Consider the following 24,111-nt stretch of genomic DNA (forward strand, 5'->3'; position numbering starts at 1 on the left):
GGCGTCGCGGCCGCCGAGGCCCCTGGGCCGCAGCGTGTCTCGACTCAACTCGCCTCGAAAAGGTCCTTGTTGTCCTCGGCCCAGGCGCGGAAGGTCCGGGCCGGGCGGCCCAGCACCTCGGCCACGTCCTCGGTGACCAACGCGTTGCCTCCGGCGCGGACGAACGCCACGCCGGTCAGGACGCCTTCCGCCCGGCTCCCCTCCATCCCCCAGGCCGTACGCAGGAAGTCGCGGGTCTCGTCCGGGGACAGGTCCCGGGTGGGGACCGGGCGGCCGAGGACCTCGGCGAGCACGGTGGCCTGGCCGGGCACGGTGATCGCCTCGGGGCCGGTCAGGACGTACGTCCGCCCGGCGTGCCCGGCGTCCAGCAGGGCCCGCACCGCCACCTCGGCGATGTCGCGCGGGTCGATCACGCCCGAGGCGCCGTCCCCGGTCATGTTGGGCACCGGCTGGTCCGCCCGGAGCGCTTCCCTCCAGGTCAGCGTGTTGGAGGCGAACGACGACGGCTGGAGCACCGTCCAGGCGAGCCCGCTGTCCCGCACCGCCCGCTCGCCGTCGACGTGCCACTGCGCGGAGGGGCCCGAAGCCGGGTCGCCGGTGAAGACGGCGGAGAGCTTCACCAGCCGTTCCACTCCCGCGGTCCGCGCCGCGGCGACCAGCGCCGCGTCCTCTCCCGCGTCGGGGCCGGGCGGCCTGAGCAGGAACGCGGCCCTGGCACCGGCCAGCGCGGCGTCCAGGGAGGCAGGGTCGCCGTAGTCCCCGCGCACCACCTCCACCCCCGCGGGCACCCGCGCCTTCGCCGGGTCCCGGGTGAGCGCGCGCACCTTCGTACCGCGCTCGGCCAACTGCCGTACGACGTCCCTACCGATGGTGCCCGTGGCACCCGTCACCAGAATCATGTGGCCCACGATGGGCGTGCCCGGGCGGCCGGCTCTTGGAAATTCCGGCACGGCCGACCCGCCAGGGCGGTGGCGCGGGTCGCTTACCGTGGAAGCGTGCCGATGACCATCGCCCAGTCGCTTCCGACTCCGCCCGAGGGGCTGCGCCCGTGGGTCACCGAGGTACGGACCATGTCCTTCACCGAGCCGCCCGAGGGGACGTTCGTCCAGTTGCCGGACGCCGTGACCAAGGTGGTGCTGCGGGTGACGGGGGACGGCCGGCGTGACGTCCTGGCCATCGGGCCGCGGGTGCGGGCGACCTACCACGCGGGCAAGTCCCATATCTCGTGTGTGGAGTTGCGCCTCGCTCCGGGAACCGCCCGGCCCCTGCTGGGTGTTCCGGCCGCGGGGCTGGTCGGCCGCGTGGTGCCGCTGGACGACCTGCCGGGCGGGGCGGCCCGCCGGTTCGCCCGTGAGGTGCGGTGGCTGGACCCTCGGGAGGCGCTGCCGCGTATCACCGAGGTACTGCCCGGGATGCTGTCGGAGCAGTCGGATCCGGCCCGGACGGCGCTGCTGCGGTCGGGCGTCGAGGCGTTGTCGGTGCGGCTGGACCGGGCGCCCGCCCAGGTGCGGGACGTGGCCCGGGAACTGGCGGTCAGCGAACGCCAGTTGCGGAACCTGTTCACCGACGGCATCGGTGTCTCCCCGAAGCACTACGCCCGTATCGACCGCGTCCGCACGCTCGCCGCCCGGGCGGGCAGCGCGGCCTGGTCCGAACTGGCCGCCGCTACCGGCTACTTCGACCAGTCACACATGACGACCGACTTCCGCGCCCTGATGGGCGTTCCGCCCCGCTCGTACATGACCGGCCGGCTCCCCGCGCTCAGCCCCTGCCAGTCAGTCCGGGGCGCAGGCTGAATTCGGCTGCGCGGCGGCCGCCGGCGCGCGGGACGCCGGCGGATTCACCCCGGCGCACCCGGCAGAGCGCCGGCAGTACGCGGGGACGGTCGAAGCCCCGGGTGAGACGGCGCAGGAGCAGGACCACGAGGAGGGTTGCGGCGGCCAGGCCCAGGTACTTGGCCGCACCGTAGTCGTGTGCCGCCGGGTCGGGACCCTGTGCCCAGCCGAAGGCCACCGGGAGCAGCGAGACGCCGATGAGGGTGATGACCGTGCCGGTGACGACGGGCGGGAAGAACCGGACCGCCTTGCTGAAGGAGGGGGCGGCGAGGAAGCCGAGGAGTCCGGCGACGATCACCGCGCCGAAGATGACCGGCAGGGCGTCGGACTTGTCGTGGGTGGAGGCGGCGATCGCGGTCATCGGGGCGACCCCGGCGAAACCGAGGGGGGCGACGGGTGACCGTTCCTGGGCGCGCGCGAGGAAGCACGCGCCCAGGAGACGGCCGCCGTGCACCCCGCTGGGGTCCACGGCTGCCGGCCGGGAGCCGTCCCTCCTGGCCGGAGCTGAAGTGCCGTACCGCTGAAGTGCCGTACCGCTGAAGTGCCCTACCGCTGAAGTGCCCTACCGCTGAAATGCCGTACCGCGGTTCCGGACCTCAAGTGCCGTACGGATAGACGCAGTTACTGTGCGGCGATGTGGGCCAGCCGCTGGGCCTCGGCCCGCGTGGAGCGGGCGATCGCGTCCTCGTCGACGTGCAGCAGGCGGTTGTCCCCGACGATCTGACGGCCGTTCACGAAGGAGGCCGTGACCGGGGCGGCCGCGCCGAAGACCAGGGCGGTCACCGGGTCGGCGATGGAGGCGTGGGCGAGGGTGTCCAGCTTCCAGAGCACCAGGTCGGCGAGCTTGCCGGGTTCCAGGGAGCCGATCTGGCTTGCACGGCCGAGGACCTGGGCGCCGCCGTAGGTGCCGAGGCGCAGCGCCTGGCGGGCGTTGAGGGCGGCCTCCCGGTGCGCGCCGAGGCGGTTGATCAGCAGCGCGTTGCGCAGTTCGGTGTGGAGTTCGCCGGACTCGTTGGACGCGGTGCCGTCGACGCCGAGGCCGACCGGGACGCCGGCGGCGAGCATGTCGGGGACGCGGGCGATACCGGCCGCGAGGCGGGCGTTGGACGACGGGCAGTGGGCGACACCGGTCCTGGTACGGGCGAAGGCAGCGATGTCGGAGTCGTTCATATGGACGCAGTGCGCCATCCACACGTCCTCACCGAGCCAGCCGGTGGACTCGAAGTAGTCGGTCGGGCCCATCCCGAACAACTCCTTGCAGAACTGCTCCTCCTCGACGGTCTCCGAGCCGTGCGTGTGCAGGCGCACCCCGAGACGGCGAGCCAACTCGGCACCCTGTCGCAGGAGTTCGGTGGAGACGGAGAACGGCGAGCAGGGGGCGACGGCCACCTGGGTCATCGCGTCGAAGGCGGGGTCGTGGTGCTCCTTGACGGTCGCCTCGGTGGCGGCGAGGGCGCCTTCGAGGGTCTCGACGGCGAAGTCCGGGGGCAGTCCGCCGTCCTTCTCGCTGCGGTCCATGGAGCCGCGGGCGAGGGTGAAGCGGACGCCGGTCTCGCGGGCGGCTCGGATGATCGCGCCGGAGAGGTCGCCGGAGTCCTTCGGGTAGACGTAGTGGTGGTCCATCGCGGTGGTGACACCGCCGCGGGCCATCATCGCGAGCGAGCCCTGGGCGGCCGCGTACACCATCGGCTCGTCGATGCGCGCCCAGGTCGGGTACAGCGCGACCAGCCAGTTGAAGAGGTTGTGGTCGGTGGCCAGGCCCCGGGTGATCCACTGGTAGTAGTGGTGGTGGGTGTTGACCAGGCCGGGGGTCACCAGATGGCCGGTGGCGTCGATACGGCGTACGACGTTCTCCAGGTCCTCGGGTGCCCGGCCCGCGCCGAGCGACTCGATACGGTTGCCGGCGATGACGACGTACCCGCTCGCGTACTCGGTGTCGTGGGCGTCGACGGTCGCGATCGAACAGTTCTCGATGACGGTGCGCTGGTCTGCTGCCATGATTCGTCCTTTTCGCTCAGTGGACTTGTCGGGAGGGCACGGCAGGACCCCGGGGATTTGAGTGCCGCGGCCGGAACGCAGGACGTCACCGGCCGCGGGTGCCGAGAATATGGAGTGGATCAGAGGTTGGTGAGATCCACCGGGATCTTCGCCGCGCAGCCGTCCCGGAGGATGGTCGCCTCGATCAGGCCGTAGGGCCGGTCGGCGGCGTAGTACACCTCGTTGTCGTTCTTGAGCCCGAACGGCTCCAGGTCGACCAGGAAGTGGTGCTTGTTGGGCAGTGAGAAGCGGACCTCGTCTATCTCGCCGCGGTTGTCGATGATGCGCGAGCCCATCTGGTACAGCGTCTGCTGGAGCGAAAGGGAGTAGGTCTCGGCGAAGGCCTGGAGCATGTGCTTCTTCGTCTGCTCGTAGGACTCCTCCCAACTCGGCGTCCTCTGCTCGTCGTCGGTCCAGTTGAACCGCCAGCGGGCGGAGACCTGGGTGGCCAGGATGCGGTCGTAGGCCTCGGGGAGGGTGGTGTACTTGTCCTTGACGTAGCCCCAGAACTCGGAGTCGGTCGAGTTCATCACGACGAGGTCCTTGAGGCCGGAGATCACCTCCCACGACTCGCCGTCGTACGTGACCTGGGTGAGCCGGGTCTCCTGGCCCTTGCGTACGAAGGAGTGCTTGACCTCGTCCGCGCCGACGAATCGGGAGTTGGCGCCGGAGGCCTCGATGCGCTCCCAGGCGTACTCCTCGATCCGGATCCGGGCCGTCCTGATCGGCTCCTGACTGGTCACGAAGTGCCGGGCCAGGTGGATGCCGAACTGTTCGGCGGACTCGATGCCGTGCTCCTTGGCGAACGCGTACACCGTGTTCTTGGTGGTGTCGGTCGGCAGGACGTTGGCGTTGGAGCCGGAGTAGTGGACCTCGTCCATGTCGCCGCTCAGCGACACGGACACGTTGAGGTCCTTGATGTGGTGGGTGGCGCCGTCCCGCGTGATCTTCACGACCCGGTTCTCGGCCTTGCCGTACTGGTTCTGTCCCAGGATGGTGGGCATGTAGCTAGCTCCCTCGGTAAACGGAGTAGCCGAACGGGTTGAGCAGCAGCGGTACGTGGTAGTGCTCGCCCGGTACGACGGCGAACGTGATCGCCACCTCCGGGAAGAACACGGCCGGTCCGCTGTCCCGATTCGCGGGGGCGTCCTGCTGCGCATCGGCTTGCTTCTTCTCGAAATACGGCTCCACGGCGAAGTCGAGCCGTACGTGGGTGGTCCCCTCCGGCAGCGCCGGCAGGTCCTTGCACCGGCCGTCCGTGTCGGTCGCGCTGGAGCCGAGCGCCCGCCAGTTCGCGTCACGGCCCTGGCGGGCGGACAGCTGGACGGCGACGCCCTCGGCGGGGCGGCCGAGCGAGGTGTCCAGGATGTGGGTGGACACGGAGGCGGTGGTGCGGGTGCTCATGGTGTCAGGCGTCCTCTGCGACGAGTCGGGCGAGCCGGATGCGGTTGATCTTGCCCAGTTCGGTGCGGACGATCTCCCGCTCCTGCTCGGGCGCGTTGCCGATCCGCTCCTTGACCGCGTCCCGCATCTCCTCGCCGCTGCGGCCGGTGGCGCAGATCAGGAAGACATGGCCGAACTTCTCCTGGTATGCCAGGTTGAGTTCGAGCATCTCCGCCTTGAGCGCTTCGGCGGCGCCTGCCATGCCGGACTGTTCGCGGGCCGAGGTCGGGTCGCCGGGCTTGGGGCGGCCGATCGGCGGGTGTCCGGCCATGGCCTCCGCCAGATCGGCCGGGCTCAGGTCGGCCATCGCCGCGTCACTGGCGTAGTAGAGGGCATCGGGGGTGGCGTAGGGGCGGGCGGCGAGCAGCCGCCGGGCCCATGCGGTGGAGGCACACGCCTCGTGGAGGGCGGCGAGGGCCGCGTGCTCCTCCAGAACATTGAACCGGGCCAGACCCGGGGGCGTGGAAGTCGACGTCACGGGAGCCTCCGTGGCCGTAGGCGGCCTTCGTGCTGAACGGGCTGCCGTTAGCTAACGCTCTCCGGAACTCAGCGTCAACACTTTGTTGAAAATTCCGCGTAACAACCCAGGGGAGGCACCTCGCGAGTCAGCCCCCGGGACGCGCCCCGCGGGTCAGCCCTCTTTCTCGCGGTTGAGGTAGTTGTAGACGGTGAAGCGGCTCACGCCGAGCGCACCCGCCACGGTCTCCACACCGTGCCGTACGGAGAAGGCGCCCCGCGCTTCCAGTATGCGCACGACCTCCTGCTTCGCCTTCCGGTCCAGGTCGGCCAACGGCTTGCCCTGCTTGCGCTCCATGGCGGCCAGGATGTGGTCGAGGGAGTCGGCGAGCTGCGGCAGCCGTACGGCGACCACGTCGACGCCCTCCCAGGCGAGCACGACGTCGTCGGCGCCGGCCTCGTCGGGCGGGAGCATCTCCCCGCCCATGGCGTCGATCAGCGGCTTCACGGCCGTGATGAAGGGCTCGTCCGCGTTTCCGGTCACTTGTCGCCGTCCTCCCCCACCACGTTGACCTGGAGCGAGATCCGGGTGGCCCCGGCCTCCAGAGTCCTGCGCAGCAGCGCGTCCACGGCGGTGAGCACGGCGTCGGCGCCGCCCTCGGCCGTGTTCCCGAACGGCCCGACGTCCACCGCGTCCAGCGGAGCGCCCTCGACGACCTCACGGGCGACCAGCGCGTGGGCGGGTGCCTCGTCCAGGTCGAAGGGCTCGGTCGTGAACTCAACTCTCAATCGCATTGTGCCCCCAGAAAACATCCCTGACCTGCACTTCGGCCGACCGCCGCACAGCCGCGACGCACCCCGGGCCAGTCAGTTCCACCGCGACGGAGCCGCTGCGTCCGCCACAAGCCGACCCTAGCCGACCGAGGCACCCCGCCGCCCGGCCGCCTGTCAGGCGGTTTGTCCGGTGAATCAGCCCCGAGCCCGCTCACACGCGCCGTGCCCGATCGCCCTCGCGATCGCGTGGCCGAACAGGAGGAAGTCCACACGGACAGGCCGGCCGCCGCCGGCCACGGGGTGCGCCCCTGGACCAGCCCCGCATGCGGACTGCCGGCGGAGGCGTTGGACGGGCTCCTGGCTCAGCCGCGCTCGCGCAGGAAGCTCAGCAGTCGTCGCTCCGGCCAGGTGTTGATCACGTCGTCCTTGGTGAGCCAGCCGCGTTGGGCGGTGCCGATGCCGTACCGCATGGCGGCCAGATGGGGCACGGCATGGGCGTCGCTGTTCACGGCGAACTTCACGCCGTGCCGCCGGGCCCGCAGGATGTCCTCGTCGCGCAGGTCGAGGCGGTCCGGGTGGGCGTTGATCTCCAGGGCCGTACCCGTGCGGGCGCACGCGGCGAAGACCGCGTCGAGGTCGGCGTCGATGCCGGGCCGCTTGCCGATGAGGCGGGTGGTGGGGTGGCCGATGATGTGGACGTGCGGGTTCTCGCAGGCCCGGACGAGCCGCCGGGTCAGGGCCTCGCGGCTCTGGTTGAAGTGCGAGTGGATCGACGCCACGCACAGGTCGAACCCGGCCAGGAAGTCGTCCGGCCAGTCCACCTCGCCCTCGGGGCCGATGTTCAGCTCGGTGCCGTGCAGCAGCCGCAGCCCGCCGCGCCGGCCCCTGGTGGGGTAGGTGCCGTCGAGCTCACGCACCCGCTCGCGCTGGGCCAGCATCCGCTCGTCGGTCATGCGCTGCATGGCCAGGTCGGGCGCGTGGTCGGTGATCGCGTAGTAGGCGTAGCCGCGCCGGGCCGCCGCCTCCACCATCTCCTCCAGCGGAGCGAGCCCGTCGGTGAGGTCGGTGTGGGTGTGCAGGTCGCCGCGCAGGTCGGCCTCGGTGACCAGCTCCGGCAGCTCGTCCCGCAACCCCGCCTCGATCTCGCCGCGGTCCTCGCGCAGGGTCGGCGGGATCCAGGGCAGGCCGAGGCGGGCGTACACCTCCTCCTCGGTCCCGGAGACGATCTTCTCGCCGGTCTCGACGTCGAAGAGCCCGTACTCGGAGAGCTTGAGTTTCTGGTGCACGGCGCGTTCGCGGGTGCGGATGTTGTGGGCCTTCGAGCCGGTGAAGTACTGGAGCGCCGCGCCCCAGGAGTCCGGCGGTACGACCCGCAGGTCGACGTTGAGCCCTTTGCCGGTGCGGACGGAGGTCTTGGTCTCGCCCTGCCCGATGACCTCGGTGACGTAGGGCAGCTCGGTGAACGCCCGCATGATCGGCGCGGACTTCTCGGCCGCGACGAGGATGTCGATGTCACCGATCGTCTCGCGGAACCGGCGCAGCGACCCGGCGTACGTGCACTTCTCGCAGCCGGTCACCGCGGACAGCGCGCCGACGATGCTCTCCGCCAGGTCCATGGCGATGTCGATCCGCACCCGGCCCCCGGCCGCCTGGAGCAGCTCGATTCCGTGCAGGATGTTCTCCTCGGTCTTCGGCCCGAAGCCCTTGAGATCCCGCAGCCGCTCTTGCTGGATGGCGTCGGCCAGTTCCTCGACCGAGGAGATGCCCAGCTCCTCGTAGACCGCCATCGCCTTCTTCGGGCCGAGGGTGGGGATGGCGGTCAGCCGCCGCACGCCGGCCGGGATCTTCGCCCGCAACTCCTCCACGGCGGAGACGCTGCCCTGGTCGAAGAACTCCAGGACCTTCTGGGCGATCGACTTCCCGACGTTCGGGATCTCCTGGAGCCCCTTGAGGTCGAGCGTGGCGACATCGGCGTGGTGACCGCCGACGGCCCGGGCGGCCTTCTCGTAGACCCGCGCCTTGAAGGCGTCTCCGCCGGTGATCGAGATCAGGTCCGCGTACTCCTGGAGCAGGGCGGCGACCTCGTCGTTGGACCGTGCCATGCCTTCAGGGTAGGGCGCGGGTTTCGCGCGGGCGCTCTTGACAGCTCTCACCGGCCACAGGCAGTCTTCCATTAAGCAGAAATCAACTTCCGTAATACGGAAATACAGACAAGCGGAAGGGAGCGCCGACCCCATGGGATTTGCAGAGCAGCGCTTCAACGTCAACCTGTCGATCCTCTTCACGGAACTCCCGCTCCTGGAGCGCCCCGCGGCCGCCGCCGCGGCCGGCTTCGGCGCGGTCGAGCTGTGGTGGCCCTGGGTCGACTCCCCCACCCCCGAGCGGTCCGAGCTCGACGCGCTGAAGAGCGCGATCGAGGACGCGGGCGTACAGCTGACGGGCCTGAACTTCTACGCCGGACAGCTGCCCGGCCCCGACCGGGGCGCCCTGTCGATCCCGGGTACGGAGTCCGGGAAGTTCCGCGCCAACATCGACGTGGCGGCCGGCTTCGCGCAGTCGCTCGGCTGCAAGGCGCTCAACGCGCTCTACGGCAACCGTGTCGAGGGCGTGGACCCGGCCGAGCAGGACGCGCTGGCACTGGAGAACCTGACCCTCGCGGCCCGCGCGGCCGACCGGATCGGCGCGGTGCTCCTGATCGAGACCCTCAACGGGCCCGAGTCGCCGCGGTACCCGCTGGTGAGCGCACCGGCCGGCGTCGGCGTCGTCGACAAGGTCAACGAGGCCACGGGACTCGGCAACGCGCGCTTCCTCATGGACCTCTACCACCTGTCCATGAACGGCGAGGACCTGCCGTCGGTGATCGAGCGGTACGCGGCGAAGACCGGCCACGTGCAGATCGCCGACAGCCCCGGCCGCGGCGCCCCGGGCACCGGGTCGCTCCCCCTGGAGGAGCTGCTCGACCAGCTGCGGAAGGCCGGTTACGACGGCTGGGTGGGCCTGGAGTACAAGCCGGGCGACCGCCCGAGCGCCGAGGCCTTCGACTGGCTGCCGCGCGACGCACGCGCCACCCGCTGAACCCCCCGACTCCGCAGAGCAGTTGAGAGAGGCACCCGCATCATGAGCACCCTTCCCCCTGCCACCCGCCCGGCGATCGCCTGGATCGGCCTCGGCATCATGGGCTCGCCCATGTCCGAGAACCTGCTCAAGGCGGGTTACGACGTCACCGGCTTCACCCTGGAGCAGGAGAAACTGGACCGGCTGGCGGCCGCCGGCGGCACGGCCGCCCCCTCGATCGCCGAGGCCGTCAGGGACGCCGACGTGGTCATCACGATGGTGCCCGCGTCGCCGCAGGTCGAGGCCATCGCCTACGGCCCCGACGGCATCCTGGAGAACGCGAAGCCCGGCGCACTGCTGATCGACATGTCGTCCATCACCCCGCAGACCTCCGTCGACCTGGCGAAGGCGGCCGGGCACAAGGGCATCCGCGTCCTGGACGCGCCGGTGTCCGGCGGCGAGGCCGGGGCGATCGAGGCCGTGCTGTCCATCATGGTCGGCGGCGAGCAGGCCGACTTCGACACCGCGAAGCCGATCTTCGAAGCACTGGGCAGGACCATCGTGCTGTGCGGTCCGCACGGCTCCGGCCAGACCGTGAAGGCCGCCAACCAGCTGATCGTCGCCGTGAACATCCAGGCGTGCGCCGAGGCCGTGGTCTTCCTGGAGAAGTCCGGGGTGGACCTGACCGCCGCACTGGACGTCCTGGGCGGCGGCCTGGCCGGCTCGACCGTGCTGGCGCGGAAGAAGGACAACTTCCTGAACCGCGACTTCAAGCCGGGCTTCCGGATCGATCTGCACCACAAGGACATGGGCATCGTGACCGACGCGGCCCGCAATGTCGGCGCCGCGCTGCCGGTCGGTGCCGTGGTGGCCCAACTGGTCGCCTCCCTGCGTGCGCAGGGCGACGGCGGCCTGGACCACTCCGCGCTGCTGCGCGCGGTGGAGCGCCTCTCCGGCGCCCAGGTCTGAGCCGCAACCCCATGACTTCCGGGCGGCGCCGGCGCTGACAACTGTCCTGTCGCGCCCAGGCGCCGGTGCCGCCCGGAAACCACTTCAACGTCTTCGCCGAGGTCGAGCAGGCCGCCTTCGCCCCGAACAACTTCGTGCCGGGCATCGGCCCCTCCCCCGACAAGACGCTCCAAGGCCGGCTGTTCGCCTACGCGGACGCGCACCGCCACCGCCTGGGCGTCGACCACACCCTGCCGGCCGGCGGCCTCTCGCAGGTCTCCCGCGACGACGTGATCGAGAAGAACCTGGCCCACTTCCACGCCGCCGACCCGGAGTACGGCAAGCGCGTGGAGGAGGCGGTCCGCGCCCTGCGCGAGGACTGACACAGACGGCCCGCGCACAGCCGGACGGCCCGGATGAGGGGTGGCCACCGGAGGTGCGCGGGCATGGCAAGGACCGCGGCGGCGTGCGAGCCAGTGCGGTGGTGAAGGAACCGAGCGCCCTTCTCGACCAGAGGGAAGCGTGCCCCGGCTCCGTCGCACCCGCCGCGGTCCCAGCCCTCCCGGACCCCGTCCGGCGGCGCGAACGACCTGTCGCGCCCAGCCTCGCGCCGTCGGACGGCCACAGCCGAAGAAGCCTCACCGAGTACCGGAGCGCGGGACCGCCGGATGCCGAACCGCCCGCATCCGGCGCTTCGGCGTGCGCATCCGCCCCGGCCGCAGCACGCTGAAGGCATGACAGCGCACCCACCGACGGAGTTCCCCCATATCGTCGTGCACGCCCCCGCCCTGGACGGCTCCCGACGCGTCACCGAGGGGGAGGTGACCCTGGGGATCGCCTCGCATCTCGACGACGTGGTCGAAATCCTGCGGATGGCCGATCTGGACCGGATCGAGGTCGAGGAGAGCGACCTCATCGAGTGGCAGGGCGGCGGACCGGACGACTGGCCGGGGCTCACCGAGCATCCCGAAAGCCCGTGAAGCCGGGTAAAGAGGACGGCCGATCCTCAAATCAAGCTCTGAATCCTGTTGAGCATGCTTCAACCGCCCCAGTCGGCGGGCATATTCACACCACACGGAGCCCGCCGGCACGGGGGCGGCGGGCCCCGTGTCACCCACAGCGCGAAGCGGGCGGTCCATCCCTCGGGATGGACCGCCCGCCTTGTTCTGACCCGGTTGTCGTGCTCTCGCTGGCGTGTGGCGGCTCAGACCTTCAGCGTCCTGATCGACGTCGGCGCATGCCCGGGCTCGGTCGCGATCTCCTCGAACTCGACGACGTTCCCGATGTCGTTGGTCGTGGACATCGAGATGTTGGTGACCCGCTCCAGGATCGCCTCCACCACCACCGGCACCCGGTGCTCCTGCGCCAGCTTCTTGGCCTGCTCGAAGGCCGCGCCCAGCTCGTTCGGGTCGGTCACCCGGATCGCCTTGCAGCCCAGGCCCTCGACGACCTTCACATGGTCGACGCCGTAGACGCCGAGCTCCGGCGAGTTGATGTTCTCGAACTCGAGGTTGACCTGGAAGTCGATGTCGAACGCCCGCTGCGCCTGACGGATCAGGCCCAGGTAGGAGTTGTTGACGAGGACGTGGACGTACGGGATCTTGTGCTGCGCGCCGACCGCCAGCTCCTCCAGCATGAACTGGAAGTCGTAGTCGCCGGAGAGGGCCACCACGGAGGCCTCCGGGTCGGCCTTGGCCACGCCCAGCGCGGCCGGGATGGTCCAGCCGAGGGGGCCCGCCTGGCCGCAGTTGATCCAGTGCCGCGGCCTGAAGACGTGCAGCATCTGGGCACCGGCGATCTGCGAGAGGCCGATCGTGGAGACGTACCGGGTCTCCGGGCCGAAGGCCTTGTTCATCTCCTCGTAGACACGCTGCGGCTTGATCGGGATGTCGTCGAAGTGGGTCCGGCGCTGGAGGGTCGCCTTCCTCTCCTGGGCCGCGGCGGCCCACTCGCTCCGGTCCGGCAGCCTGCCCGCCGCCTTCACCTCCCGTGCCACCTCGACGAAGAGCTCCAGAGCGGCCTTCGCGTCGGAGGCGATGCCGTAGTCGGGGGCGAAGATCCTGCCGATCTGGGTCGGCTCGATGTCGACGTGCACGAACTTCCGCCCGGCCGTGTAGACGTCCAGCTTGCCGGTGTGGCGGTTGGCCCAGCGGTTGCCGATGCCGAGGACGAAGTCGGACTCCAGGAAGGTCGCGTTGCCGTAGCGGTGCGAGGTCTGCAGGCCGACCATGCCGGCGTTCAGCTCGTGGTCGTCGGGAAGCACGCCCCAGCCCATGAGGGTGGGGACGACCGGGATCCCCGTCAACTCCGCGAACTCCACCAGCAGTTCGGCGGCGTCGGCATTGATGACCCCGCCGCCCGCGACAATCAGCGGCCGCTCGGAGGCGTTCAGCAGACCGATCGCCTTCTCGATCTGGGCGCGGGTCGCGGCCGGCTTGTAGACGGGGAGCGGCTCATAGGTCTCCGGGTCGAACTCGATCTCGGTGAGCTGGACGTCGATCGGCAGGTCGATCAGGACCGGGCCGGGGCGGCCGGAGCGCATCAGATGGAAGGCCTGCTGGAAGACGCCGGGGACCTGGGCAGCCTCCAGCACGGTGACCGCCAGCTTCGTCACCGGCTTGGCGATCGAGGCGATGTCGACGGCCTGGAAGTCCTCCTTGTGGATCACCGCGGTCGGCGCCTGGCCGGTGATGCAGAGGATCGGGACGGAGTCGCCGGTGGCCGAGTACAACCCGGTGATCATGTCGGTGCCGGCCGGACCGGACGTGCCGACGCAGACGCCGATGTTGCCGGGGTGGGCCCGGGTGTAGCCCTCCGCCATGTGCGAGGCGCCCTCGACATGGCGGGCGAGGGTGTGGTTGATGCCGCCGGATGCCTTGAGTGCCGCGTAGAACGGGTTGATCGCCGCGCCCGGCACCCCGAACGCGGCGCTGACGCCCTCGCGCTTGAGGATCTCAACTGCCGCGCGGGCAGCGGTCATTCGAGCCATCGAGTACTCCTGCTTCGACTGTCGGATGCCTGCTCCCGTCGCGCCCCGCGGTGAGCATAATTCCGCAATACGGAAACTAACTTCTACTATCTGAAATCAATGTAGGCGTGGTGACGAACGTCGTCAAGGGACGGACAACCGGGCCCCGGCGGGAGCACCATGGGACCGCCGAACCGACGCGACGCCTGGGGTGGGGCCATGTCCGAGACCGTGCCGGTGCGCTGTCCGGCCTGTCGGCGCGAGCACGTCTACAGCGCGCCGTCGTACCCCTGCGCCTGCGGCGCCCCGGTCACCCCGGCCCTGGACGGCACGGCCGCGCCGACGCCGGTGGCGCACCGCGCCTGGGACGAGGACTGGGTGACGGTGAGCTGCGGCTCCTGCGGCCGCCGGGACCAGTGGCCGCGGCCGGAGCTGGGCTGCCCGTGCGGGGCGGTGCTGCGCGTGCCGATCGCCGGGACGGGGTCGGCGCCCCCGCCGGATCCCGAGCCGCGGCCACCCTTCCAGCCGGTCACGATCCGGACCGCCCGCGACGCGGTCACCGCCGCCGCGCTCTATCTGCGATGGCTCGGCTACCGGGACATACGCCGCGCCGACCAGCGGCCGCCGTCCGGCATCGGCCTGGCCGCGCGCGGCCTGGTCGCCCAGGTGGACCCGACCGTGCGGCCGGCCTCACTGCGGGACGTGGAGTGCCTGTGGCTGACGGCGATGACGGAGGACTCCGGCTGCGTCTACTTCTCCCTCGCGGGGTACGCCGAGGACGCGCGTGAGCGGGCCGACGCGTTGGGGATTCCGCTCTTCGTGCTGGACCTCACGGGGACGCCACAGCCGATGAACGGGCACGCCGATGAACTGCGCAGCTCGGCTTCATGACCCCCCCCGCAGGCCGGTGGGGGCTTGTCGCGCAGTTCCCCGCGCCCCTATGGGGCGCTCTGGCCCCCGGCGTACTTTGCGCGCAGTTCGATCTTCCGCACCTTCCCCGACACCGTCATCGGGAAGTCGGCCAGGATCTGGATGCGGCTCGGCGCCTTGTAGTGGGCCAGCCGGCCCTCGCAGAAGGCGCGCAGTTCCTCCAGGCTCGGCGGGTCGGCCGGGTCGTGCGGGATGACGCAGGCCAGGACCTCCTCGCCGTACCTCTCGTGCGGCACCCCGACCACCTGGACGTCACGGATCTTGGGGTGGGCGTAGAGGAACTCCTCGATCTCGCGCGGATAGATGTTCTCACCGCCCCGGATGATCATGTCCTTGATCCGGCCGACGATCTCGACGTACCCGTCGTCACGCATCATCGCCAGGTCGCCGGTGTGCATCCAGCGCCCGGCATCGACGGCCTCCGCGGTCTTCTCGGGCTCGTTCCAGTAGCCGAGCATCACGCTGTAGCCGCGCGTGCACAACTCACCTGCCACGCCACGGGGTTGGGTGACCCCGGTGGCCGGATCGACGACCTTGACCTCCAGGTGCGGCAGCACCCGGCCGACCGTGCCGGTGCGGTGTTCCAGGTCGTCGTCGATACGGGTCTGGAGGGACACCGGGCTGGTCTCGGTCATGCCGTAGCAGATGGAGACCTCCGCCATGTGCATCTCCGCGACCACCCGCTTCATCACCTCGACCGGGCAGGGCGAGCCCGCCATGATGCCGGTGCGCAGCGTGGAGAGGTCGTACGAGGCGAAGCCGGGGAGGTTCAGCTCCGCGATGAACATGGTCGGGACGCCGTACAGCGAGGTGCAGCGCTCCCGCTGGACCGTCTCCAGGGTGGCCTCGGGGTCGAAGGACGGGGCCGGTATCACGATGCAGGCACCGTGCGATGTGGCGGCCAAATTCCCCATGACCATGCCGAAACAGTGATAAAAGGGCACCGGGATGCAGATCCGGTCCTGCTCGGTGTAGGAGATCAACTCTCCGACGAAGTAACCGTTGTTGAGGATGTTGTGGTGGGAGAGGGTGGCCCCCTTGGGGAAGCCGGTCGTCCCCGAGGTGTACTGGATGTTGATGGGGTCGTCGCAGGACAGCTCACTCCTGCGGGTCCGGAACTCCTCGTACAGGTCGGGGGTTCCACGCCGGAGCAACGCTTCCCAGCTCGGATCCCCGATGTACACGGTCTCCCGCAGCTCCGGGCACCTGCCCCGCACTTCCTCCACCATCGCCCGGTAGTCGCTGCTCTTGTGGCTGAGGGAGGCGAACAGCAGGGAGATCCCCGCCTGGTTGAGGACGTACTCGACCTCGTGGGTGCGGTAGGCCGGGTTGATGTTCACCATGATCGCGCCGATGCGTGCGGTGGCGTACTGCACCAGCACCCACTCCGCGCAGTTGACCGCCCAGATGCCCACCCGGTCACCCTTGGCGACCCCGCTCGCCAGCAGCGCGTACGCCAACCGGTCCACGTCCGCGGCGAACTCGCCGTACGTCCAGCGCCGCCCGGACGGCACGTCGACGAGCGCCTCGCGGTCCGGCCAGGCCGCGACGGCCCGGTCGAGGTTGGCGCCGACGGTGTCGCCGAGCAGCACGGTCCCGCTCGTGCCGTGCGTGTACGAGGTGCTCACCTGAAGTCCTCCTCGCGGTACTCGTCGGCCCACCCGGCCGCCGTGGCCTCGCGCAGTTCGATCCGCCGGATCTTGCCGGACACGGTCTTGGGCAGCGGCGCGAACTCCAGCCGCCGGACCCGCTTGTACGGCGCCAGGACCTGACGCGAGTGCTCGAAGAGCACCTTCGCGGTGTCCGGGCCCGGCTCCCAGCCCGCCGCCAGCACGATGTACGCCTTGGGCACGGCGAGCCGCAGTTCGTCCGGCGCCGGGACGACGGCCGCCTCGGCCACCGCCTCGTGTTCGAGGAGCGCGCTCTCCAGCTCGAACGGGCTGATCTTGTAGTCGGACGCCTTGAACACGTCGTCCGCGCGGCCGACGTAGGTGATGTAGCCGTCCTCGTCCCGGGAGCCGATGTCACCGGTGCGGTAGTAGCCGCCGGCCATCGCCTCCGCCGTACGGTCCGCGTCCCCGTGGTACCCGGTCATCAGGCCCACCGGCCGCGTCGACAGGTCGAGGGCGATCTCACCCTCCGTCGCCCCCGGCGCGCCCGACACCGGGTCGAGCAGTTCGACGCGGTACCCGGGACTCGGACGGCCCATCGAGCCGGTCTTCAGCGGCTGCCCGGGGCTGTTGGAGACCTGCACGGCCGTCTCGGTCTGCCCGAACCCGTCCCTGATGGTGACGTGCCAGGCCCGCCGCACCTGCTCGATCACCTCGGGGTTGAGCGGCTCGCCGGCCGCCACCACCTCACGGGGCGGGGTGCGCAGCTGGGTCAGGTCGGCCTGGATCAGCATCCGCCACACCGTCGGCGGAGCGCAGAACGAGGTCACCCCGTGCCGGTCCATCTCGGCCATCAGCCGGCCCGCGTCGAAGCGGCTGTAGTTGTGGATGAAGACGGTCGCCTCCGCGTTCCACGGCGCGAACAGGTTCGACCAGGCGTGCTTGGCCCAGCCCGGCGAAGAGATGTTCAGATGGACGTCGCCGGGCTTGAGGCCGATCCAGTACAGGGTGGCCAGATGCCCGATGGGGTACGAGGTGTGGGTGTGCTCGACCAGCTTGGGCCGGGCGGTGGTGCCCGAGGTGAAGTAGAGCATCAGCGGGTCGTCGGCGAGCGTCGGCCCGTCCGGCAGGAAGCCGGCGGACGCCGCGTACGCGTCCTCGTACGCCTCCCAGCCCTCGGCCAGGCCGCCCACGGCGATCCGGGTGTACACCCCGGGCACCTCGGCGAACTTGGCGGCGTCCTCGGTGCGCGTGATGACGTGCTTCACCCGGCCCCGGTCGACGCGGTCGCGCAGGTCGGCCGGACCGAGCAGCGGGGTGGCCGGGATGACGACGGCGCGCAGCTTCATCGCGGCCAGCGCGGTCTCCCACAGCTCGGCCTGGTTGCCGAGCATGACGAGGATGCGGTCCTCCGGCTCGACGCCCCGCGCCCGCAGATGGTTCGCCACCCGGTCGGAGCGCTCGGACAGCTCGGCGAAGGACAGCTTCGTCTCGGTGCCGTCCTCCTCGACGATGTGCAGGGCGGTGCGGTCGTTGCCCTCGGCGATGACGTCGAACCAGTCGAGCGCCCAGTTGAAGTGGTCCGGACGCGGCCACGCGAAGCCCTCGTAAGCGGTGGCATAGTCCGTACGGTGTTCCAGCAGGAAGTCCCGTGCCCTGCGGAAGTCCTCCGTCGCACTCGTCATACGCGTCTCCTTCGGTACCGGACCATTGCCGGGCGGCTCTCTGGCATCGTGTAATCCGTGATGCAGGTCTCACTACCCCCGAACGGGGGTGTGGACAGCACGAGGCCGGGGTCGAAGGGGCAGGACAGGTGGCAGCAGAGGTCGCGGGGGCGGTGGAGATACGCGGTGCGCTGGCCAGACTCCGGCGCGCCACCGGGCTCCCGATCGCCTTCGGCGGGCTGGTCGACGCCGACCGGCCGCAGGTCCGGATCAGTGAGCTGACCGGCACCAACACGGCCGCCCTGCGCTCGCTCGCGGTCACCTCCGGCAACGGCCTGGGCGGCAGGGCGGTCATGCTGGCCCGGCCGTGCGCGGTCACCGACTACTCCGTCTCCCGGAAGATCAGCCACGAGTACGACATCCCGGTGGCGGCCGAGGGCATCCGCTCGGTCCTCGCGGTGCCCGTGGTGGTACGCCGCCGGGTGCGGGGCGTGCTGTACGGCGCGCTGCGCACCGCCCAGCCGCTGGGCGACCGCACGCTGGGCGCGGCGGTGGCGGCGGCACGGGACGTGGAGCAGGCTCTCGTCGTACGGGACGAGGCCCGGGGCCTGCTGGCGGCGGCGCGGCCGGAACCCGCCGGCGTACCGGATCCGGGGGGCGCCTGGGAGCAGGTGCGAGAGGCGCACGCCGCGCTCCGGGCGCTGGCCCCACGGATCCCCGACCCCCGGCTGCGCGCCGAACTCCTCGCCGCCTGCGGACTGCTGGCCACCCCGGCACCTGCGGCCGAGGGGACGCTGGCGCCCCGGGAGCTGGATGTGCTGGCCTGGGTGGCGGCCGGCGCGACCAACGCGGCGGTGGCCGAGCGGCTCGGGCTGCGACCCGAGACGGTCAAGGGGTATCTGCGCTCGGCGATGCGGAAACTGGGCGCGCACACCCGGGGGGAGGCGGTGTCGGCGGCTCGTCGGACGGGGTTGTTGCCGTAGCGGAGGGAACCCATTCCATTCATGCATGCGCGCTTTGAATTGCCCGATGCAAGGCCGCTGTTATTTCCCTCACCTTGCCGTTCGGCCGGATTTCAGGGTTCGTTGCCTAGAATTTGGCCCGAACACGACACACGAGGGGAGCGGTGACCGTGCGACGGGACTTCCAGGAGCCTGCCCGATGCCGCCCCGACCTGGTCATCGGCCGGGCGGAGCTGCTCTCGGCCGCCCGTGACCAGCTCGCCTCGGGCGGCAGCGTGCTCCTGCACGGGCCCGCCGGAATAGGGAAATCGACCGTCCTGGGGGCCTTGGACGCCGAATACGCCGGCGCCGCCCGCACCGTGTTGCGGTGCTCGGCCACCGAGTCCGAATCCCATCTTCCGTTTCTGGCCCTCGCCGACCTCTTCGGGCTGGTCCTCGACGAGGTCGCGCCCCGGCTGCCCGGCGCCCAGCGCACTGCCCTGGAGTCGGCCCTCACCGGCCGCGGCGAGTCCACCCTCCAGCGTGACGGCCTCGCCCTGCGCCTCGCGGTCCTCTCCGCGCTGCGCGCGCTGGCCGCCGAGGGCCCCGTACTGATCGTCGCCGACGACCTCCAGTGGCTGGATCCGGCCAGCGCCGAACTCCTCGGCTTCGCCGCCCGCCGCCTCGGCGGCACCCCGGTCCAACTGCTCTGCGCGGTCCGCACGGAGGGCCAGGAGTACGACCGTCACCTACGCGCGTCACCCCCGGACACCGTCGCCGTCCGCCTCGGCCCGCTCACCCGCGGGCAGGTCGCCGAACTCCTCGACCACCGCGGCCACGCCGCGCTGACCCGGGCCGCGGTCCGGGAGATCCACCGCACCAGCGGCGGCAACCCGCTGTTCGCCCTGGAACTCGGCCGCGCTCTCGCCGAGAACCCGACCCCGCCCCGGCCCGGCGAGCCGCTGCCGGTGCCGACCTCGCTGCGCGCCCTGGTCCTCACCCGCCTGGACATGCTCTCCGTCGAGGCCCGCCGCACCCTCCTGGTGGCCAGTGCCGGCGCCCGGCCCACGCACGCCCTGCTGCACGCGGCCGGCCGGGAGAACGCGGAGGCCGAGTGCGCCCAGGCGGCCGAACTGGGGCTGCTGGCCACCGAGCCGGAGGGCACGGCCGTACGCTTCGCCCACCCCCTCATCTCCGCCGCGCTGTACGCCGAGGCGCCCGCGCAGGAGCGCCGGGCCGCGCACGCGGCGCTGTCCACGGCCGCCTCCGACCCGATCGAGCGGGCCCGGCATCTGGCCCTGGCCGCCACCGGCACCGACCCGGAGGTGGCCGCCCGGCTCGCCGAGGCCGCGACCCAGGCCCGGGACCGGGGAGCACCCTCGGTGGCCGCACAGCTCGGCCTGCTCGCCGCCCGGCACACCCCCGGTGACAACAGGCCCGGCCCGGACGAGCGCCGGCTGCTGGCCGCCGAGGACGCGATCAGCGCCGGCGAGGTCGACCTCGCCCAGGACATCGCCCGTGAGGTGCTCACCCGCGCCACCCGGCCCGCCGACCGGGTGCGGGCCTGGATCCTGGTGATCGACTCCGCCGGCCACACCATGACCGAGGTCGACGCGGCCTTCCCGCACGCCCTCGCCGACGCCGGCGACGACCCGCGGCTGCTCGGCCTGGTCCACTACCAGCTGGCCTGGCGCGCCCTGATCGTGGAGGGCGACTTCACCGAGGCCCGGCAGGCGGCCGCGCACTCCGCCGGCCTCGCGGCCCGCGGCGACGACCGGCGCACCGAGCTGCTCGCGCTGTCCCTGCAGGCCCAGGTCGAGACCCTGATGGGCCATCCGGCCGCGCCCGCCACCATCAAGCGCGCCCTGAAGGAGCCGCAGGACCCGAACGTGTCGTGCCATCACAACGGGGCGGGCAGCGCCCGGTTCCGCTGGCTGGTGATGGGCGACCAGCTGGCCGACGCCCGGGCCACGGTCACCGCGCTGCTGCGCGAAGTGCGCCGGCGCGGCCAGGTGGAGAGCGAGGTGCACTTCCTGCGCGGGCTCGCCGAGACCGAGCTGCGCTCCGGGCACTGCGGCCGGGCCCTCGACCTGGCCCGGGAGGGCCTGCACCTGGCTCACGACTGCGGGATCGGCGAGACCGCCTCCGCGATGCTCACCTCACTGGCCGAGGCCTCCGGCGGTGACGTGGACCGGGGCCTCGCGCTGGCCCGGGAGGCGGTGGACCACGCCGAGCAGGACGGCGACACCATGTATCTGTCCCGGGCCCTGGGCGCCCTCGGATACGCCCAGTTGGTGGCGGGCGACCCGGCGGGCACCGTACGCTCGCTGCGCCGGGTGCGGGAGCTGGAACAGAGCCTCGGCATCACCGACCCGGCACGCGGCCGCTGGCAGGGCGACCTGGCCGAGGCGCTGGTCCGGGTGGGTGAGACGGCCGAGGCCCAGGACGTCATCGACAGTACCCGGGAGCACGCCCTCAGACTCGGCCGGGAGAGTGTTCTCGCCGTGCTCGACCGGGCCGAGGCGCTCGTCCGGGCGGCGCGCGGGGAGCACGAGGCGGCCGTCGCCCAGCTGACCTCGGCTCAGGACCGGTTCGCCAAACTGGGCTACGGCCTGGAGGAGGCCCGGGCCGCGTTCGCCCTGGCCTCGCTGCGCGAGCGGCGCTCCCCCACGGCGTACGACGAGGCCACCCGGCTGTTCCGGCGGTGCCGGGCGCTGCCGTGGCTGCGTCAGGTGGACGAGGCCGTCTCGGCCCCCGGGTCCGAGCCCGAGCCCGAGCCGGCGGTCGGGGCGCCGGCCGAGCCGGCCGCCGCCCTGGAGGGGCTGGCCGCGATGGAGCGTCAGGTCGCCGCGCTGGTCATGGAGGGCGCCACCAACCGGGAGATCGCCGCCCGGCTGTTCATCAGCGTCAAGACGGTGGAGGCGACGCTCACCCGGGTCTACCGCAAGCTGGGCATCCGATCGCGGGTGGACATAGTCCGTTTGGCGGCAGGGCGGCGCGCGAAGTGAGAGCGCTCCCGGTTAACTGAGGCGGACCGAGGGTTTTCCCTCCCCCATCCCCCTAGGGGGTTCCCTCATTGGGAGGGTGGGGTTCCGAGTTCTAGCTTATGGATGTGCCGCTCGCCCGGGCATACGGGGGCCGGTCCCGCGACCCCCGTGCACCCCCCACACCCGCGCGACCCCCCACCGGCAACCCCCACTGAGGAGACTCATGTTCGGGCTCAACCGCGCCAGAAAGACCGCCGCCGTCCTGGCGGCGACGGCTGCCGCCGCAGCGACCGCGCTGATCGCGTCCCCCACCGCGTCAGCCGCCCCCCAGCCGATCGTCGGCGGCACGACGACCACGACCACCGCGTACCCGTTCATGATGCAGATCACGGACGCGTCCGGCAGCCAGTTCTGCGGCGGCACCCTGGTGTCGGCCACCAAGGTGGTGACCGCCGCGCACTGTATGGAGGGCGAGTCCACCAGCAGCGTCCGCGTGGTCGGCGGCCGTACGAACCTGAACGGCACCAACGGCACGGTCAGCCGGGTCAGCAAGATCTGGATCAACCCGGACTACACGGACGCCACCAACGGCGACGACGTGTCGGTCCTCACCCTCTCGACGGCGATGTCGTACACCCCGGCGTCGTACGTCAGCTCCTCCCAGACCAGCGTGTACGCGGCCGGCACCACGGCCCGCATCCTCGGCTGGGGCACCACCTCGGAGAACGGCAGCTCCTCCAACCAGCTGCGGACCGCGACCGTCCCGATCGTGTCCGACACCAGCTGCAAGAGCTCCTACGGTTCGGACTTCGTCCAGACCGACATGGTTTGCGCCGGATACACATCCGGCGGCGTAGACACCTGCCAGGGCGACAGCGGCGGTCCCCTGCTCATCGGGGGCGTCCTGGCAGGGATCACTTCCTGGGGAGAGGGGTGCGCGGAGGCCGGTTACCCGGGTGTCTACACCCGGCTGACAACCTTCTCGAACCTGGTGACCACACAGGTCAACTCGTAACCAGAAGACCTCCTGAGCCTCCCTCAGGTGAGTGACCAGGGGGCGTTGCGGGCTACCACGAGCAGCCCGCAGCGCCCCCTATCCATGTCCCGGCCCGGCCGCTTGCGCGCAGCCGGTCGGCGGCCGTCCCGCAGTGCAACTCCTCGGTGCCGGCGACGAAATGGCTGAGCTGCCGCAGTTCCACGGCCCCGGCTCCAGAGGCCGCGTTCGCACGTGCTCCGAACGAGTGGCGCGGGAGGCGTTCCACGACGCTCGGACCGAGCGGACCGAGCGGACCGAACGGACCGAACTGAGAGATCACCGGGCTACGACGGTCCCGAACCGGATGTCGTACGACGTCGCGGGGTGCAGGACGGCCAGCATCCGCTCGCCTTCTTCCAGCACGGCGGTCCGCCGGGCCCGGCTCAGCGGCGCGAAGGGCTCGATGACCAGGGCGTTGTCCACCGGCTTCCACACGCCCGCCAGAAAACCGTCCACGAGCAGGGTGCGGTGGGGCTGGTTGCCCTGCCAGAGGCGGCCCCGGTGCTCGGGCGGGATGACCCGGGTGCGGTCGGCGTGGGAGAGGAGGAGGTTGTCGTACTCGGGGAGGAAGCGCGGCGGGGCGGGGGTCTCGGGATCGGGGCGGGGTGCGTCGGGCAGATCGAAGAGTTCGACTCCGTTCTCGTCCCGGAAGGCGAGGAGGCGGGGCCGGAGCCGTTCGAAGACCTCGCGCAGCCGGGTCAGTCCGGCCCAGGTCTGCATGTCCTTGACGGAGGCCGGGCCGAAGGCGGCGAGATAGCGCAGCACGGTGCCGTCCGGTGCCGGGGCCGGTGCGGCGGGGCGGCCCAGCCAGTGCTCGGCGGTGGTGAGGGCGACCTGCCCGGACCGGCCCCACAGGCCGCGCGGGGGGACCTGGACGAGGGGCAGGGTGCAGCGGGCGGCGACGGCGAGCGACTCCGGGTCGGCGTCGGGCCACTCGGCGAGGAGGGTCTGGCGCAGTTCGGCCATGGTGCGCGGCTCGGCCTCGACCAGGTCACGGGCGTGTGCGGCGAGCCGGTCCAGGTCGACGCCGGTCAGGCCCTTGCGGAAGGCGGTCAGCTCGCGGTCCCGGGCGGGCTGGACGAGCGGGCGCAGGGTGCGGGCGTCGTCGGCGGTGTGGGTGTGGATGGTCGACCGCAGGGTGACGATACGCACGACCTCCCGGTCCGCCATCAGCTGAGAGAGCCGCTCGGGGTCGAAGCCGTCGAGGCGGGCGGCGAGGGCGTAGTACGGCGGCTTCACGTTCTGCGCCTGGAGGCCGACGAGATGCGCCACGGCCTCCTTCACCGACCGGGGTGAGCGGCGCAGCAGCAACTGACGGTCGAGGGTGGCACGGTTGAGGGCGCGGGTGCCGAGCACCGGGCCGGGTGACGTCTTCGCCATAGCGCGCACGGTAACGTCCGTCAGGGACAGATCGTGTCCGCTTCTCTC

Annotated in this window: 20 protein-coding genes and 2 pseudogenes; 9 read left to right on the top strand and 13 right to left on the bottom strand. The window is 71.4% G+C overall.

Translation table 11 applies throughout. The annotated features are described in order from the left end of the window. Positions 1-44 precede the first annotated feature (44 nt). Positions 45-908, bottom strand: a complete 864-nt coding sequence (locus AB0N16_RS01050; RefSeq protein WP_365791707.1) for an NAD(P)H-binding protein — start codon at positions 906-908, stop codon at positions 45-47. A 93-nt stretch (positions 909-1,001) separates the two neighbouring features. On the opposite strand from AB0N16_RS01050, the gene AB0N16_RS01055 reads away from it, so the two are divergent. Continuing rightward, positions 1,002-1,796, top strand: coding sequence for a helix-turn-helix domain-containing protein (locus AB0N16_RS01055; RefSeq protein ID WP_365792743.1), 795 nt, complete (start codon positions 1,002-1,004; stop codon positions 1,794-1,796). A 91-nt stretch (positions 1,797-1,887) separates the two neighbouring features. On the opposite strand, the pseudogene AB0N16_RS01060 reads toward AB0N16_RS01055, so the two are convergent. From AB0N16_RS01060 to polX, 8 genes and pseudogenes are all read right to left on the bottom strand, one after another. Then, positions 1,888-2,214: pseudogene (locus AB0N16_RS01060) on the bottom strand (solute carrier family 23 protein); the annotation flags it as partial. Positions 2,215-2,456: 242 nt separating this feature from the next. After that, positions 2,457-3,833: an 8-oxoguanine deaminase gene (locus AB0N16_RS01065; RefSeq protein WP_365791709.1), complete on the bottom strand. Its 1,377-nt coding sequence runs from the start codon at positions 3,831-3,833 to the stop codon at positions 2,457-2,459. A gap of 119 nt (positions 3,834-3,952) precedes the next feature. Continuing rightward, a complete protein-coding gene (gene pucL, locus AB0N16_RS01070) occupies positions 3,953-4,876 on the bottom strand; it encodes a factor-independent urate hydroxylase (protein ID WP_365791711.1) in 924 nt (307 codons plus the stop codon). Between the two features lie 4 nt (positions 4,877-4,880). Then, entirely contained in the window at positions 4,881-5,276 is a 396-nt protein-coding gene (uraH, locus tag AB0N16_RS01075) for a hydroxyisourate hydrolase (RefSeq protein WP_365791713.1), read from the bottom strand. 4 nt (positions 5,277-5,280) lie between these two features. Beyond that, positions 5,281-5,793 carry a 2-oxo-4-hydroxy-4-carboxy-5-ureidoimidazoline decarboxylase gene (gene uraD / locus AB0N16_RS01080; RefSeq protein WP_365791715.1) on the bottom strand — a complete coding sequence of 171 codons (513 nt, stop codon included), beginning with the start codon at positions 5,791-5,793 and terminating at the stop codon, positions 5,281-5,283. A gap of 153 nt (positions 5,794-5,946) precedes the next feature. Next, positions 5,947-6,315: a helix-turn-helix domain-containing protein gene (locus AB0N16_RS01085; RefSeq protein ID WP_365791717.1), complete on the bottom strand. Its 369-nt coding sequence runs from the start codon at positions 6,313-6,315 to the stop codon at positions 5,947-5,949. Continuing rightward, positions 6,312-6,566, bottom strand: a complete 255-nt coding sequence (locus AB0N16_RS01090) for a hypothetical protein (protein WP_365791719.1) — start codon at positions 6,564-6,566, stop codon at positions 6,312-6,314. The genes AB0N16_RS01085 and AB0N16_RS01090 overlap by 4 nt, the downstream gene beginning before the upstream one ends. Before the next feature lie 341 nt (positions 6,567-6,907). Continuing rightward, positions 6,908-8,647 (bottom strand): DNA polymerase/3'-5' exonuclease PolX, encoded by a 1,740-nt coding sequence (gene polX, locus AB0N16_RS01095; protein WP_365791721.1) that lies wholly within the window; start codon positions 8,645-8,647, stop codon positions 6,908-6,910. A 133-nt stretch (positions 8,648-8,780) separates the two neighbouring features. Between polX and AB0N16_RS01100 the strand changes: the two genes are divergently transcribed. From AB0N16_RS01100 to AB0N16_RS01115, 4 genes and pseudogenes are all read left to right on the top strand, one after another. Further along, entirely contained in the window at positions 8,781-9,620 is an 840-nt protein-coding gene (locus tag AB0N16_RS01100) for a TIM barrel protein (RefSeq protein ID WP_365791723.1), read from the top strand. A 42-nt stretch (positions 9,621-9,662) separates the two neighbouring features. Further along, on the top strand, positions 9,663-10,568 hold the full coding sequence (locus AB0N16_RS01105; RefSeq protein ID WP_365791725.1) for a 2-hydroxy-3-oxopropionate reductase: 906 nt from the start codon (positions 9,663-9,665) through the stop codon (positions 10,566-10,568). Next, a pseudogene (locus AB0N16_RS01110) lies at positions 10,547-10,930 on the top strand (catalase); the annotation flags it as partial. The gene AB0N16_RS01105 and the pseudogene AB0N16_RS01110, both read left to right, overlap by 22 nt. Positions 10,931-11,281: 351 nt before the next feature. Further along, entirely contained in the window at positions 11,282-11,527 is a 246-nt protein-coding gene (locus tag AB0N16_RS01115; RefSeq protein WP_365791727.1) for a hypothetical protein, read from the top strand. A 224-nt stretch (positions 11,528-11,751) separates the two neighbouring features. Here AB0N16_RS01115 and gcl read toward each other — a convergent pair whose 3' ends face one another. Continuing rightward, positions 11,752-13,536 (bottom strand): glyoxylate carboligase, encoded by a 1,785-nt coding sequence (gene gcl, locus AB0N16_RS01120; protein ID WP_365791729.1) that lies wholly within the window; start codon positions 13,534-13,536, stop codon positions 11,752-11,754. Between the two features lie 198 nt (positions 13,537-13,734). Between gcl and AB0N16_RS01125 the strand changes: the two genes are divergently transcribed. Next, entirely contained in the window at positions 13,735-14,406 is a 672-nt protein-coding gene (locus AB0N16_RS01125) for a hypothetical protein (protein WP_365791731.1), read from the top strand. 47 nt (positions 14,407-14,453) lie between these two features. Here AB0N16_RS01125 and AB0N16_RS01130 read toward each other — a convergent pair whose 3' ends face one another. Together AB0N16_RS01130 and AB0N16_RS01135 are read right to left on the bottom strand one after the other, a co-directional pair. Continuing rightward, positions 14,454-16,073: an AMP-binding protein gene (locus tag AB0N16_RS01130; RefSeq protein WP_365791733.1), complete on the bottom strand. Its 1,620-nt coding sequence runs from the start codon at positions 16,071-16,073 to the stop codon at positions 14,454-14,456. Continuing rightward, a complete protein-coding gene (locus tag AB0N16_RS01135; RefSeq protein ID WP_365791734.1) occupies positions 16,070-17,740 on the bottom strand; it encodes an AMP-binding protein in 1,671 nt (556 codons plus the stop codon). Before AB0N16_RS01135 ends, AB0N16_RS01130 begins: the two co-directional genes overlap by 4 nt. A 128-nt stretch (positions 17,741-17,868) precedes the next feature. Here AB0N16_RS01135 and AB0N16_RS01140 point away from each other — a divergent pair, with 128 nt between their 5' ends. The 3 genes from AB0N16_RS01140 (at position 17,869) to AB0N16_RS01150 (ending at position 22,662) form a co-directional block, all read left to right on the top strand. Further along, positions 17,869-18,702, top strand: coding sequence for a helix-turn-helix transcriptional regulator (locus tag AB0N16_RS01140; protein ID WP_365791735.1), 834 nt, complete (start codon positions 17,869-17,871; stop codon positions 18,700-18,702). A gap of 143 nt (positions 18,703-18,845) precedes the next feature. Continuing rightward, positions 18,846-21,668 (top strand): AAA family ATPase, encoded by a 2,823-nt coding sequence (locus AB0N16_RS01145; RefSeq protein WP_365791737.1) that lies wholly within the window; start codon positions 18,846-18,848, stop codon positions 21,666-21,668. Between the two features lie 202 nt (positions 21,669-21,870). Next, positions 21,871-22,662, top strand: a complete 792-nt coding sequence (locus AB0N16_RS01150) for a serine protease (RefSeq protein WP_351729689.1) — start codon at positions 21,871-21,873, stop codon at positions 22,660-22,662. A 297-nt stretch (positions 22,663-22,959) separates the two neighbouring features. Here the strand turns inward: AB0N16_RS01150 and AB0N16_RS01155 are convergent, their stop codons facing one another. Further along, a complete protein-coding gene (locus AB0N16_RS01155; RefSeq protein ID WP_365791739.1) occupies positions 22,960-24,063 on the bottom strand; it encodes a winged helix DNA-binding domain-containing protein in 1,104 nt (367 codons plus the stop codon). Between the last annotated feature and the right edge of the window lie 48 nt (positions 24,064-24,111).

The sequence above is a fragment of the Streptomyces sp. NPDC051105 genome (genome assembly GCF_040682795.1).
Taxonomy (GTDB): domain Bacteria; phylum Actinomycetota; class Actinomycetes; order Streptomycetales; family Streptomycetaceae; genus Streptomyces.

Bases quoted from the DNA above. Each gene is read 5' to 3' on its own strand.
- AB0N16_RS01055 (WP_365792743.1), top strand. From the start codon at position 1,002: ATGACCATCGCCCAGTCGCTTCCGACTCCGCCCGAGGGGCTGCGCCCG.
- AB0N16_RS01065 (WP_365791709.1), bottom strand. From the start codon at position 3,833: ATGGCAGCAGACCAGCGCACCGTCATCGAGAACTGTTCGATCGCGACC.
- pucL (WP_365791711.1), bottom strand. From the start codon at position 4,876: ATGCCCACCATCCTGGGACAGAACCAGTACGGCAAGGCCGAGAACCGG.
- uraH (WP_365791713.1), bottom strand. From the start codon at position 5,276: ATGAGCACCCGCACCACCGCCTCCGTGTCCACCCACATCCTGGACACC.
- AB0N16_RS01090 (WP_365791719.1), bottom strand. From the start codon at position 6,566: ATGCGATTGAGAGTTGAGTTCACGACCGAGCCCTTCGACCTGGACGAG.
- polX (WP_365791721.1), bottom strand. From the start codon at position 8,647: ATGGCACGGTCCAACGACGAGGTCGCCGCCCTGCTCCAGGAGTACGCG.
- AB0N16_RS01100 (WP_365791723.1), top strand. From the start codon at position 8,781: ATGGGATTTGCAGAGCAGCGCTTCAACGTCAACCTGTCGATCCTCTTC.
- AB0N16_RS01105 (WP_365791725.1), top strand. From the start codon at position 9,663: ATGAGCACCCTTCCCCCTGCCACCCGCCCGGCGATCGCCTGGATCGGC.
- AB0N16_RS01115 (WP_365791727.1), top strand. From the start codon at position 11,282: ATGACAGCGCACCCACCGACGGAGTTCCCCCATATCGTCGTGCACGCC.
- gcl (WP_365791729.1), bottom strand. From the start codon at position 13,536: ATGGCTCGAATGACCGCTGCCCGCGCGGCAGTTGAGATCCTCAAGCGC.
- AB0N16_RS01125 (WP_365791731.1), top strand. From the start codon at position 13,735: ATGTCCGAGACCGTGCCGGTGCGCTGTCCGGCCTGTCGGCGCGAGCAC.
- AB0N16_RS01135 (WP_365791734.1), bottom strand. From the start codon at position 17,740: ATGACGAGTGCGACGGAGGACTTCCGCAGGGCACGGGACTTCCTGCTG.
- AB0N16_RS01150 (WP_351729689.1), top strand. From the start codon at position 21,871: ATGTTCGGGCTCAACCGCGCCAGAAAGACCGCCGCCGTCCTGGCGGCG.
- AB0N16_RS01155 (WP_365791739.1), bottom strand. From the start codon at position 24,063: ATGGCGAAGACGTCACCCGGCCCGGTGCTCGGCACCCGCGCCCTCAAC.